Raw genomic sequence first — 12,488 nt, forward strand, 5'->3', positions numbered from 1 at the left:
GCCCCCTCCTCCCACGTCTGCCCCACACGTTTTGGGAGTCCTCACCGACTGGGTCCATGTTGCGGCACCCGCCGCTGGCCGACACGCGCCCCACGCGCCCTCAGCACCCGATGGGAAGTCCTCGCTCTGACCGCCTCGGTGGCAGGCCTGGCCTGGCTGACGTCAGCACGCATCCTCGTGGCCACGACCTCCCGGTCGATACCCCTGGCCTCCAGATCACGTGCAGTACTGGCACGACGCTCGGCACTGTCATGCCGTGTCCACACGGAGCCGAGCGAGCACAGCCACAATGCCGAACAGCACCCGCCCCCCGCTCCGCCTCCCAGGCCCCAGGACGCTACTCACAAGTACCCACACACGCACAGATGCTCGTCATCGACTCACTCCTGGCCCGTCGTTGCCAGGCCCTCGGTGGCTCTGCCCTGGCACATGCGCGGTGGTGCGTGCCTGCGGTGTGCCTGGCGGGCTGCTCTGGGGTTGTCGCACAGCCTGGGAGGCACTCGTGGGGAACGACAGCCGGGCGCGCTCTGCGACGCGCCAGGCGGCGTCTCGCGCACCCTGCGGGGTCGCCTTGCTGACGATCTGATCGAGCATCTCACGCAGCGGAGCGAAGTCCCGCTGCTCAGACGCGGCTCGGCTGGCCTGGTCATTGGTCGCGCCGTGCACGGTGCGCCAGTCGAGCTGCCACCCGGCGTCGCGGGCGACACGGCTCCAGAACACCCGTTGCGCCCTACCGTTCCCCTCTCGGAACGGGTGCACGTAGTTGAACTGGTCGTAGTGGTACGCCAGGCGGTCGATAAACTGCTCGCGGCTCATGCCGCGCAGCTCGTTGTCGGCCCGCAGCTCCTCCGCGCAATATGCGGCGGCACGACCGATCATCGGCACCGGAAGAAAGAACTGCGCTCCCTCCATATTCTTGCGAATGTCGACAGTGCGCAGCTCTCCCGCCCAGTCGTAGACGTCCTGGAACAGATGGCGGTGGATCGCGCGCAGCTCGTCGAGGTCACCGGTCGGCCTCACTGGGCGATCCATGAGCTGCACCAGGCGGGTGAACACCAGAGCGCCCTCGGCCTTGTCGAGGGCGCTCTGTGTCGTCGCGCCGACCTTGTTGCTCAGCAGACCCGTCTCAGGATCAAGATACGGGTCGACGAGCTCAGCCGAGGCCATAACGCGCGCGAGCGCGGGCCACCAGCTCGTCAGAGTCGATGCGCCCGGCGACATACTCGTCGGCGTCCGCACGCGTCGCAGCATCGACGCGCATACCCTCCATCTCGCCGCTGTGGATCGCCTCGGCCACGCGCAGCCCGCGCTCGGCCGCAGTCGTCGCGGTGCCTGCTGTACCAGTGGCCACGACGGTACCCCTCTCGCTCGACAACAATCGACTCTAGCCGATTTCCCGAAAACGATCTAGGGGCAGTCTTGGGTCGCGAGGGTTTGGGTCCGGCTTGCCAACTTCCGTCTCCCCTCGGCCACCGTCGGCCCGTAAACGGTCGTGGGGAGAGGCTGCAATCTTGCTGCCGCGCCCCCTCCTCCCACGTCTGCCCCACACGTTTTGGGAGTCCTCACCGACTGGGTCCATGTTGCGGCACCCGCCGCTGGCCGACACGCGCCCCACGCGCCCTCAGCACCCGATGGGAAGTCCTCGCTCTGACCGCCTCGGTGGCAGGCCTGGCCTGGCTGACGTCAGCACGCATCCTCGTGGCCACGACCTCCCGGTCGATACCCCTGGCCTCCAGATCACGTGCAGTACTGGCACGACGCTCGGCACTGTCATAGAGGGTACGCCCGTCCTCACGAGCCCTGTCGGCTGCCACCTCACGCTGCTCGGCCTCGGCCACCGCTCGGGCACGCTCCCCAGGGTCCGGCTCGTGCTCAGCCGCCACGGCTGTCTCCCCAGCCCGCTGGTCCTCCCGGTCCGCCTGAGCCAGGAGCCGCTGCGCCTCGGCACGGTCCCAGGCCGACCTGACTCCTTCCGCCCCAGCATCGGCGTACTCGTACCTGGCGCGGTCCTGCATGAGGCGGGCGCCCAGGCTCCCCGCCTCCCGGGCAGCACCGGCATTGTCAGCCTCAACACCGTAACCGTAGCGGGACCGCAACTCTCCCGGCTCCTGCCCACTGCGCGCACCTGCCCGGCGCAACGCCTCCTCCCGCTCTCGGGCGAGGCGCTCCCCTACCTGGACGGCGGCGCTCACGAGCATCCTCAACTGGCCCTCCAGAGCCTCCTCAATACCGTCACTCTCTTCAGCCATACCGGCCTCCTTCTCTCTCCTGCCCTTCTACCCGGGCCGACGGACGGTCATACGTCTCCGGCTAGAAAATTATGACTCCCAGGTGTCGAATTCAGCCATAAGGCACCAGATGGAGGTCCATGTCAGTCTGAGCTGTACGACTACGCTCAGCAGCCCGACGTACACGACACATATCCTCCTCGCGATCAATCGCACCGCGAGCCAGACCGGTTAAGTACTCCACGTCCTCACGGTTGTGCCCCAGCCCTCGTGCCAGTCGGCCGCAAGTGACTGCACCACGGCACGGCGCTGGGTCGCGTCGAGCTGCTCGAACAGCTCAGGCCAGCGCTCCTCAACATCGAGTCTCTCCATAACGATCCTCTCGCAATAGGCGGTACGTCTGCTCTGTCCAAGTCATCCTGCTGGCCGAGAGCAACCCAGGAGCCCACCCGCACGCCAGACCGGCCGCCCCGTCAACTCAGTGGCCCTAGGTCCTCGGCTCACAGCAGCCCGGCGGCCAGGTCGAGGGGCGTGCCGAAGCGGTGCGCAGTGACCGATACCGACTGCTCGCGCAGGAAGGGCAGCAGCTCGGTGTGAGGGCAAGCGGTCACATCCCCGGTGTACAGCGCGACGTCCGGGCTGCCGCCGGTGGCGTGGCAGCCCTCCTGCCAGCGCTCCTGGGCGGGCTGCTCCCGCGGTCCCAGCAGCCGCACGCGCACCCCCAGCGCCCCGGAGCCGGCAAGGTCGCCCAACCGCCGGGTCCATGCCCGGGAGTCCTCCTGGACCACCGTGGCACCACGGTCCCGCAGCACCGTCGCCAGCGTCTCGGGCAGCGCCTCGGCCACCGACAGGCTCAGCCCGGCACCAGCCAGGCAGCCCGCCGCCATGACTCGCACCAGGTCCGCCAGCGCCGTGCCTGCCTCAGCCCGCACAAGGACCTCTGCGGGACGGTAGCGCAGCACGTTACGCTCACAAGCCAGGCCGGTGACGTCCACAGCCTGCCCGTAGGCGCTGCGCCACGCCTGGGCGTCGCGGGCCAGAGCCGTGCGCAGGAGCAGCAGGTCCTGGTCGGCGAGCTCGGATCGCACGCAGCGGTACAGGTCGTCCAGGTCACCCAGGTCACCCAGAGGCTCAGCCTCATCGCCCTCGCCGAGGACGTCCGCCTGCTGCGGGGTGTCCTCCACGGCACCGTCTGAGCGCACGACCTCCCCCAGGCCCAGCAGGTAGCTGGGACCACCCGCCTTCGTGGTGGAGCCGATGGCCGAGCGCTTCCACCCGCCAAAGGGCTGGCGCCTCACGATGGCGCCGGTGATCCCCCGGTTGACGTAGAGGTTGCCCGCCTGGACCGTCTCCAGCCACTGGGCCAGCTCCTCGGAGTCCAGGGTCTGCAGGCCCGAGGTGAGGCCGTAGTCAACCGCGTTGACCACCTCGACGGCCTCCTCCAGGGTGTCCACCCGCATGACGCCGAGCACCGGGGCGAAGTACTCCGTGAGGTGGAACTCGCTTCCGGGCCTCACCCCGGCGCGGATGCCCGGGCGCCACAGACCGGAGCCCAGGTGCCTGGGCCGCAGCACCCAGTGCTCCCCCTCCCCCAGAGCCGTCAGTCCCCGCACGGCCTTGGCGTCGTCAGGCACCACCACGGGTCCCACCTGGGAGTCCAGGTGGTCGGGTGCAGCCACCACCAGGGAGGCGGTGGCGTCCACCAGCTGGCGGGCGATCCTCTCCGAGCGCCCGGCTGAGCCGACCAGGACCAGCAGGGAGGCGGCCGAGCACTTCTGGCCCGCGTGGGCGAAGGCCGAGGCGACGGTGTCTCGCACGGCCAGATCCGGGTCGGCCGAGGGCGTGACGATGATGGCGTTCTTGCCACTGGTCTCCCCCAGCAGGCGCATGTCCGGCCTCCAGGAGCGGAACATGCGAGCGGTGTCGTAGGAGCCGGTGAGGATGACCCGGTCCACGCCGTCGTGGGTGACCAGGTGCCGGGAGACCTCACCGTCCTCCACCGGAGCCAGCATGAGGACGTCGGTGGGGACCCCGGCGTCGTGGAAGGCGCTGACCAGCTCCGCGGCACAGCGCCTGGCCGGAGGGGCCGGCTTGAGGACGACGGTGCTGCCCGTGGCCAGGGCCGCAGCCACGCCACCGGTGGGGATGGCCAGGGGGAAGTTCCACGGAGAGGCGACCACAGTCACTCTGCTGGGGACAAAGCTGCCTCCACCCAGGTAGCCGGGATCCTCCAGCGCCAGGGCGTTGCGGGCGTAAAGGTTGCAGAAGTCGATCGCCTCGCTGACCTCGGGGTCGGACTGGTCGATCGTCTTGCCGGTCTCGCTGGCGGCGACCTCGATCAGAGCGCCCCGCCGCTGCTCAAGAAGCTGTCCGGCCCGCCGGATGATCTCCGAGCGGATGCTGGCCCCCAGTTCCGCCCAGCCGGGTGCGGCCGCCTGGAGGACCTCCACGACAGCATCCACGTCCTCCTTGATGGCGAACCGGGCGGCGCCGGCCGTCACGGCCTCGACTCCCAGCCGGGAGGTGGGCACAGCCTGGGCGATCTGACGAGCCCACTGCCGGTTGCCGCCCAGGGAGGGGTCAGAGTCTGGGGTGGAGACAAAGGCCTCCTCCTGCACCGGGGCCGGTGCCGGGGCACCAGTGGGCCGCCCCTCCAGGCGGTCCTGGGTCCGCCGGGGCCCGGGCACGGGCGCCTGAGGGTCGAGGTCGGCTAGGGACGCCAGGAAGCGGTCACGCTCCCGGGTGAAGACACGGCTGTCAGAGGCGATGTCGAACACCCCGGACATAAAGTTCTGCGGTGCGGCGTTTTCCTCCAGGCGACGCACCAGGTAGGCGATGGCGACGTCGAACTCCCGGGGAGCGACCACTGGCACGTACAGCAGCAGGTGACCCACGTCGCGCCGTACGACCTCCGCCAGGGTGGTGGCCATCCCCGACAGCATCTCGAACTCGACGGCGTCAGTGCCCTCCAGCCCACGGGCCGCCCGCAGCTCGTAGGCCATGGCGATGTCAAAGATGTTCTGTCCCGCCACGCCCAGGCGCACGGCCCGGGTGCGCTGCGGCGTCATGGCCCAGTGGAGGACACGCTTGTAGCAGGTGTCGGTCTCCTGCTTGGTGGGCCATGTGGTCATCTCCCACCCGTGGATACCGGCGTCCACAGCCTCCATGGCGAGGTTGGCCCCCTTAACCACTCGCACCTTGACCGGGGCGCCTCCCCGGGCCACCCGCGCCGAAGCCCAGTCCTGGAGCCGCTGCATGGCCCCCAGGGAGTCAGGCAGGTAGGCCTGCAGAACGACCCCGGCCTCGTAGCCACGCAACTCCTCCTGGTCCAGAAGGGCGGTGAACACGGCCAGGGTCAGGTCCAGGTCCTTGTAGTCCTCCATGTCCAGGTTAAGGAAGGTGCCATGGTCACGCGCCAGCCGGTACAGAGGGGTCAGCACCTCCACCCCGTGGGCGACTACCTCGTCAAAGCCCCAGGGGTTGTGCGGACCGGTCACGGCAGACACCTTCACCGAGACGTAGTCCACGTCCGGCCTGGAGACTAGTCTGGAGACCTCCGCCAGACGCCGGGCAGCCTCCTGGTCACCCAGGACCGCCTCACCCAGGAGGTTGATGTTGAGCCGGTTGCCGTCCCGGCGCAGACGCCGCAGCGCTGGTCCCAGGCTGTGGTCGGTTGCATCGACGACCAGGTCGCCCACGATCTGGCGGAAGGTGCGCCGAGCAGCGGCAGCCACCACGGCCGGCGCGAGCCGTGAGGTCGCCCCGCCCAGACTGGTGGCTGCGGCCAGGGCGGGCGGGAGAAAATCCGTGCGCCCTGCGGCCAGGCGGCGCAGGGCACGCCCCGCCACCTCCAGGTCAGCCGGGCGCACGACGTCGTCGACAAAGCGGGTGGTGAAGGCCAGCCCGTCGGGGTCAGCCAGGATCCGGGAGAGCAGGGCCGCCGCCCGGGGCACGGGAAGCCGGGCCGAGGCCTCCACCCAGCCCCGCGCACGCTCCACGGCACGCAGCCCCAGCTCCCACGTCTCCTGCGGGCAGGGACTGTCCGGGGGCCTCGTCGGGACCGGGTCGGTCAAGGAGGTTGACAAGGAGGTCGAGGAGCCTGGAAGAACAGGGCAGGGCGAGGAGGCATCTGCGGTGCCCAGGGGCTCGGAGGGGGTGGACGTCATCATCCTGGTGGTCTCCTGTTCCAGTACGCACTGGTCTGGTGGCCGGTAGCGGGCAGAGTGCCCACCTCCCAGTGTGCGCTATCAGGAGCCTGCGCGCAGTCACAGCAGCAGAGGAAACAGTCCCCAGTAGGCCAGGAACATCAGCTGGACAAGGGTGCCCCCCAGGGCGGTGAGCAAAACGGCCCCCGCCGGACGGGTCAACCAGCGTCCTCCCCCGTCCCGGCGGACGTGCCCACGCATGAGCCAGGCCCTGCCGACCAGCTTGACCAGGAGCACCACCGTCATCAGCGCCGCCCCCTGCGCCACTACCCACCCCCCGTAGGAGATCCACAGGTTGGAGGTGCGGTTCAGGGCGAGCTGGGCCACGGTCAGGACGTAGGCCAGGTACAGCACCCAGGAGGCCGTCACGGACAGGCCCAACGACACTGCCCACCGCCCGAGAGGTGCCGGCAGGTCCAGGCCGTGCCCGCCTCTCAGCCTCGGGAGCTGGCCAGCCCCCCACAGCACGGCAGACAGGCCGAGCAGCCCCAGGCCCAGGAGGGCAGTCACCAGCATGAGGTCCCCGCTGGCGTACCACCGAGTCCGCTCCGGCACCTGCGCCCAGTAGACCTGCGTGGACGCCGCCCCGGCCACACGGGGCTCAGCACCGCCGGTCTCCGGCAGTCCCGTCACCCATCGGGCCAGGTCCCGCGTCACCCCAGGCACCAGAGGTCCCTCGGTACTGGTACCCAGCTTGAGGCCGTGGTTGGCCCCGGCGTAGTAGCGCACCGTGAGCTGGTCGTTGCCCGCCTCCTGCATCGACTCCCAGACCGTCTTGGGCCCCTGGAGCACAGGCATGGAGGAGTCCTCCGTACCGTAGAGCATGAGGACCGGCACCCTCAGATGCCGCTCGTAGGCGGAGACGTCAAAGTCGGCATACTTGAACCATCCGCCGGGCAGCTCCTGGGAACCCAGGATCCGGGGGATGATGTCCAGCAGGGGGTCGGGGACCCCCACCTCGCGCAGGTAGGAGTCCATGGCGAAGGCAGCCTGCTGGCGTATGGGAACCACCGGCGCCGAGGCCAGCACCAGGAAAGCGATACGGGAGTCCTGGGCAGCCAGCACCACGCCGGGGTAGCCGCCCTCCGACTCGGCGTACAGCCCCACCCTCAGCTCGTCCACCTCCTCCAGGGAGCGCAGGAACTCCACGGAGCCGGCGTAGTCCGCCGCCATGGACACGTAGTCACGCTCGGTGAGGGTGTAGTCCTTCATCGGCTTGTCCGGCACTATGGTGGTTGCCCCGGCCGAGGCCAGCGCCTCGGCCTGCTCGGCAAAGCCCTCGATCGTCTGGGTCCCGGCGCCGTGGAGGAAGACGACGCCCGCAGTGGGGGTGGGTGCCCCCACCGGCTGGCGCAGGAGCGCGGGCACCTCCTGGCCGTCGGCCTGGGGCACGCTCACCTGGATGGTCCTGACCTCGTAGGTGCCTACCGGGACGGTCTCGACCTGGCCGCCGATGCTGGTGTCACGGGTGGTCGGGGCCAACGGCGCGGTGAAGACCGCGGGCGACCAGCGCGGACCCGCCAGGGTCCCCACGAGGCTGAGCCCCAGCACTAGGACGATGCTGCCCCCCATGACGCGGTGGTCGTAGGAGACCGCCAGGACCAGCGCCCCCAGCGCAAGGGTGAGGACGATCTGCCAGATCTCGGTCAGTCCCGCCCCGAGGAGCAGCAGGAGAAGGACCAGGGCGGGGACCCCCAGGAGCAGCCTAGCCAGGCGACGGCGTCCGGCACGGCACACCTCGACAACCAGCCCGACGGCCCTGCGGGGAAAGGCGCGCGCCCAGGCCCACCCGGAGGTGATCTCGGCCTGGGATGGTCTCAGGGGCTCTGGCCGGGAGCGGGTCCGACGCGGCAGGAGGCGGGCATGACGGTGAGGGTGCATAGCAGGACAGGTCCTGCTCAGAACCCGAGCCGGGCCAGGGCCTTCGGGTCGGACTGCCAGTCCCTGGCGGTACGCACGTGCAGGTCAAGGTAGACCTTGCGTCCCAGCAGCTCCTCAATGCCCTTGCGTGCCTTGACCCCGACCTCCTTCAACCGGGCGCCGTTGCGCCCGATGACGATCCCCTTCTGGGAGTCGCGCTCCACCACCAGGCTCACCCGCACCTGGAGGCGGCGACCTGCTCCCTTGAGGTACCCCGGGTCGCGGTCCTCCTGACGCGCCCGCTCAGGGTCGATGACCTCGTCGACGACGACGGCCAGGGAGTGCGGCAGCTCCTCGCGCACCCCCTCCAGCGCGGCCTCACGGACCAGCTCGGCGATCATGGTGGTCTCGGACTCGTCAGTGACCTCGCTGGAGGGGTAGAGGGGCGGGCTGGCAGGCAGGTAGGAGACCAGGACCTCCTCCAGGACGTCAACCTGCTCCCCGCGCCTGGCCGAGACCGGGACGATCTCGGCCCAGTCCCCCAGGGAGTCCACGGCCAGGAGCCGGGCAGCCAGGTCCTGGCGCGAGACGGTGTCCGCCTTGGTAACCGCTGCCACCACGGGAGTGCGCAGCCCGGCCAGCTCCCGGGCGATGAGGCGGTCGCCCGGGCCGGTCCTCTCGTTGGCAGGCAGGCAGAAGACCACGACGTCCACCTCGGCCAGGGTGGTGCGTACCAGGTCGTTGAGGCGCCGACCCAGCAGCGTCCTGGGCCGGTGGAAGCCAGGGGTGTCCACCAGCACCAGCTGGGCGTCGGCACGGTGAACCACGGCTCTCACGTTGTGCCGGGTCGTCTGCGGCTTCCCGGAGGTAATGGCGACCTTAGTGCCGACCATCGCGTTGGTCAGGGTGGACTTGCCCGCGTTGGGACGCCCTACCACGCAGGCGAACCCGGCGCGGAAGCCCTCGGGGACCTGCGGCACTGCGACCTCGACACGCGCACCGTCCGCCCCGGCCCGCCCCGGGCCGGAGTCGTCCAGGGCAGGAAGCAGGACAGGAAAGCCGTCGCCGTCACGCACAGGCACAGCCTGGCCCTCACGCGAGCTGCTGGAGCCGCTGAAGTCAGGGGACTGGGGCATCAGAGTCCTTCCGCTCAGGCTGGTCAGGGACCTCGGGCACCCTGGTGGCAGTCAGGGTCGCCAGCTGGCGACGGCGCCCTGCCACGTCCTGCGCCACCAGACGCAGCCCCTGGACGTCCCCGCTCGCCCCGGGGAGGGGAACACGTCCGACAGCCTTGGTGAGCAGCCCCCCGGCGGTGTCAACGTCGTCGTCGTCGATCTCCAGGCCGAAGAGGCCGCCCAGCTCGTCCAGCCCGAGCCGGGCGGGGATACGGTAGGTACCAGGAGCGACCTCCTGGGGCTCGGGCAGCCGGGGGTCGTGCTCGTCGGTGAGCTCACCGACCACCTCCTCCAGCAGGTCCTCCATGGTGACCAGGCCCGCAGTGCCCCCGTACTCGTCCACTGCCAGGGCCATGTGGAAGTGGCCGGTCTGCATCTCTCGCAGCAGGTCGTCAGCCAGCTTGGTCTCCGGGACGTACTCGGCCTCGCGCACGAACCCGGACACGGCCAGGCCGTCCTGGTCGGGACGCTCCGACAGCCGACGCAGGAGGTCCTTGAGGTAGAGCACGCCGCGCACGTCGTCAGCGTCCTCCCCGATAACAGGCACCCGGGAGAACCCGGAGCGCACGAACAGCCGCATCGCGCTGGCGGCGCTCCTGTCCGACTCGATCGTCACCATGTCGGTGCGAGGCACCATGACCTCGCGCACCAGGGTCTGGCCCAGCTCGACGACGCTGCGCAGCATCTGGCGGTCCTCGTCCTCAATAGTGTCGGCCTCGCCGATCTCGTCGATCATCTCCCGCAGGTCCTCGTTGACGGCCTCCCGGGCCTGGGCGTGGGTCGGCTCGGCACGGCGGCGGGGGCCATGGGCTGCCAGCGCGCGCCACGGCGCCCCCAGGGCGGTGACCCAGGCCAGGAGCCCTCCCAGCACCAGGAGGGTTCCCCCCGGGTTGCGCTGGCCCACCGACCGTGGGGAGACGCCCACCAGCACCCCCAGGAGCACAATGTTGCCCAGGACGGCCAGGACCAGCACCAGCCACCACTCATCCACCAGGCCGGCGACCGCCAGGGTCACCAGGACTGCGGCGAGCATGTCCACCGCCACGCGTGCAGGCGCCACGGCGGCCAGTACCTGGTCGCGCCGCTGCGCCAGGTCACGCACCCGCACGGCCCCGCCCCGCCCGGCTTCGACCAGGTCCTCAGCGGCAGCACGGGTGAAGCGGGTCAGGGCCGCCTCCCCCGCCGACAGCGCAGCCCCCAGGCCCAGGACAAGGAGAGCGCCCAGGACGAGAAGGAGGACAGGTATCCCGCTCACGCGCCCCGCTCCGCCAGGAAGGTCAGCAGGAGCCTGCGCTGGAGCGCGAACATCTCCTTGCGCTCGTGCGGCTCGGCGTGGTCGTAGCCCAGGAGGTGCAGGATGCCGTGGGTCGTCAGCAGGAGCATCTCCTCCACCGCGGAGTGGCCGGCCTCCAGCGCCTGCTCAGCAGCCACCTGTGGGCACAGCACGATGTCACCCAGGGTCCCCGGGGGCGTGGGTGTCCCAGCCGTCCCCGGCCGCAGCTCGTCCATAGGAAAGCTCATGACGTCAGTGGGACCAGGCAGGTCCAGCCAGCGCTCGTGGAGCTCGGCCATCGGCTCGGGGTCGACGAACAGGATGGCGAGCTCGGCAGCGGGCGAGACGTGCATGGCCTGGAGCACGTGGTCAGCCAGGGCGGCGAACTCGGCCCCGTCAATCGGGACGGAGGTCTCGTTGCTGACCTCTGTCGTCACGTCTGCCTCCCCTCGTCGGCTCCGCTGGCCTCACCAGCCCTGCCAGCCCGACCAACTCTACCGGCTCCGACAGGACGCCCACGGCTGCGGGCACCGCCGGGCGCGGCACGACGACGCGGCGAACGACGCAGCGCAGGACCATGCTCGGTGGGGGCAGCCCCCGCCTGCAGGGCCGCGGCCTGGGCCTCGTAGCTGGCGTAGGCGTCAATGATGCGGCCCACGAGACGGTGGCGGACGACGTCGGCGCTACCCAGGTCGCAGAAGGCGATGCCTTCCACCCCCTCCAGGATGCTACGCACCACGACCAGGCCCGAGGGCCGCCCACCAGGCAGGTCCACCTGGGAGACGTCCCCGGTCACCACCATCGTGGAGCCGAAGCCCAGGCGGGTGAGGAACATCTTCATCTGCTCTGGGGTGGTGTTCTGGGCCTCGTCGAGGATGACGAAGGCGTCGTTGAGGGTACGTCCGCGCATGTAGGCCAGAGGGGCGACCTCGACGGTTCCCGCTGCCATGAGCCGGGGCAGGACCTCGGGCTCCAGCATGTCGTGGAGGGCGTCGTAGAGGGGACGCAGGTAGGGGTCGATCTTGTCGGTCAGGCTCCCGGGCAGGAAGCCCAGGCTCTCCCCCGCCTCCACGGCAGGACGGGTCAGGACGATCCGGGAGACCTGCCTGCGGGCCAGGGCGTCCACAGCCTTGGCCATGGCCAGGTATGTCTTGCCGGTCCCGGCCGGACCGATCCCGAAGGTGATGGTCGAGTCCTCAATAGCGTCGGTGTAGGCCTTCTGCCCCAGGGACCGGGGGGTGATGGTCCGCCCGCGCGCGCTCAGCACGCTGTCGGTGAGAACCTCGGTCGGCCGGGCCGCCTCCTCCAGCAGACCGACGGCACGCTCCACAGAGTCGGCAGTCAGCGGCGTGCCAGCGCGGGCGACGTCAACCAGCTCGGAGACCAGCACGAGGGCCGTGTCGAGGCGGTCCTGGTTCTCCCGGGCAGCGGTGGCGGTGACAGTGGTGCCACGCACGTGGACGTCTACCTCCGGGAACCCCTTCTCCACCGCGCGCAGCACCTCGTCATGGGTGCCCAGGAGGACCACCGGATCCAGGTCAGTAGGCAGGGACATGGTGCGAGTGACGGTGGGTGTGCCAGCAGGGGCGGCCGTGCGTGCCAGGGAGCCGCCACCGCCGACGGTGGCGTCAGCGGCGCCACGACTGGCAGCGGCTGCCCCAGGTGCTGTACCAGGTTCACGGAAGGCGTCGGTCATCGTGCCCCGATCCTACATACTGGGCCCCGGCTCCCACCGAGCGCGGCCCGG

10 protein-coding genes are annotated in these 12,488 nt (G+C 70.2%); all 10 read right to left on the reverse strand.

The window, feature by feature from the left end:
- Positions 1-372 precede the first annotated feature (372 nt).
- Positions 373-1,167, reverse strand: a complete 795-nt coding sequence (locus D4740_RS05475; RefSeq protein WP_119835960.1) for a Fic family protein — start codon at positions 1,165-1,167, stop codon at positions 373-375.
- The gene (locus D4740_RS05480; protein ID WP_207666568.1) at positions 1,154-1,375 is read right to left on the reverse strand and encodes an antitoxin VbhA family protein; all 222 of its coding nucleotides are present in this window, start codon (positions 1,373-1,375) and stop codon (positions 1,154-1,156) included. Before D4740_RS05480 ends, D4740_RS05475 begins: the two co-directional genes overlap by 14 nt.
- A gap of 187 nt (positions 1,376-1,562) precedes the next feature.
- On the reverse strand, positions 1,563-2,249 hold the full coding sequence (locus tag D4740_RS05485; protein ID WP_119835962.1) for a hypothetical protein: 687 nt from the start codon (positions 2,247-2,249) through the stop codon (positions 1,563-1,565).
- Between the two features lie 210 nt (positions 2,250-2,459).
- Positions 2,460-2,600 (reverse strand): hypothetical protein, encoded by a 141-nt coding sequence (locus D4740_RS13015; protein ID WP_205570148.1) that lies wholly within the window; start codon positions 2,598-2,600, stop codon positions 2,460-2,462.
- Positions 2,601-2,728: 128 nt separating this feature from the next.
- Positions 2,729-6,397, reverse strand: coding sequence for a bifunctional proline dehydrogenase/L-glutamate gamma-semialdehyde dehydrogenase (locus D4740_RS05495; RefSeq protein WP_259390689.1), 3,669 nt, complete (start codon positions 6,395-6,397; stop codon positions 2,729-2,731).
- A 96-nt stretch (positions 6,398-6,493) separates the two neighbouring features.
- Positions 6,494-8,314: a S9 family peptidase gene (locus tag D4740_RS05500; protein ID WP_119835963.1), complete on the reverse strand. Its 1,821-nt coding sequence runs from the start codon at positions 8,312-8,314 to the stop codon at positions 6,494-6,496.
- A gap of 17 nt (positions 8,315-8,331) precedes the next feature.
- Entirely contained in the window at positions 8,332-9,429 is a 1,098-nt protein-coding gene (gene era / locus D4740_RS05505; protein WP_119835964.1) for a GTPase Era, read from the reverse strand.
- Positions 9,413-10,723, reverse strand: coding sequence for a hemolysin family protein (locus D4740_RS05510; protein ID WP_119835965.1), 1,311 nt, complete (start codon positions 10,721-10,723; stop codon positions 9,413-9,415). Before D4740_RS05510 ends, era begins: the two co-directional genes overlap by 17 nt.
- Positions 10,720-11,178 carry an rRNA maturation RNase YbeY gene (ybeY, locus tag D4740_RS05515; protein WP_119835966.1) on the reverse strand — a complete coding sequence of 153 codons (459 nt, stop codon included), beginning with the start codon at positions 11,176-11,178 and terminating at the stop codon, positions 10,720-10,722. Before ybeY ends, D4740_RS05510 begins: the two co-directional genes overlap by 4 nt.
- Positions 11,175-12,437: a PhoH family protein gene (locus D4740_RS05520; RefSeq protein ID WP_119835967.1), complete on the reverse strand. Its 1,263-nt coding sequence runs from the start codon at positions 12,435-12,437 to the stop codon at positions 11,175-11,177. The genes ybeY and D4740_RS05520 overlap by 4 nt, the downstream gene beginning before the upstream one ends.
- Between the last annotated feature and the right edge of the window lie 51 nt (positions 12,438-12,488).

It is taken from the genome of Actinomyces sp. 2119, assembly GCF_003591215.1.
Taxonomy (GTDB): Bacteria; Actinomycetota; Actinomycetes; order Actinomycetales; family Actinomycetaceae; genus Actinomyces; species Actinomyces lilanjuaniae.

Excerpts from the sequence above, each read along its gene's own strand:
- D4740_RS05475 (WP_119835960.1), bottom strand. The coding sequence starts at position 1,167 with ATGGCCTCGGCTGAGCTCGTCGACCCGTATCTTGATCCTGAGACGGGT.
- D4740_RS05485 (WP_119835962.1), bottom strand. The coding sequence starts at position 2,249 with ATGGCTGAAGAGAGTGACGGTATTGAGGAGGCTCTGGAGGGCCAGTTG.
- D4740_RS13015 (WP_205570148.1), bottom strand. The coding sequence starts at position 2,600 with ATGGAGAGACTCGATGTTGAGGAGCGCTGGCCTGAGCTGTTCGAGCAG.
- D4740_RS05495 (WP_259390689.1), bottom strand. The coding sequence starts at position 6,397 with ATGATGACGTCCACCCCCTCCGAGCCCCTGGGCACCGCAGATGCCTCC.
- D4740_RS05500 (WP_119835963.1), bottom strand. The coding sequence starts at position 8,314 with ATGCACCCTCACCGTCATGCCCGCCTCCTGCCGCGTCGGACCCGCTCC.
- era (WP_119835964.1), bottom strand. The coding sequence starts at position 9,429 with ATGCCCCAGTCCCCTGACTTCAGCGGCTCCAGCAGCTCGCGTGAGGGC.
- D4740_RS05520 (WP_119835967.1), bottom strand. The coding sequence starts at position 12,437 with ATGACCGACGCCTTCCGTGAACCTGGTACAGCACCTGGGGCAGCCGCT.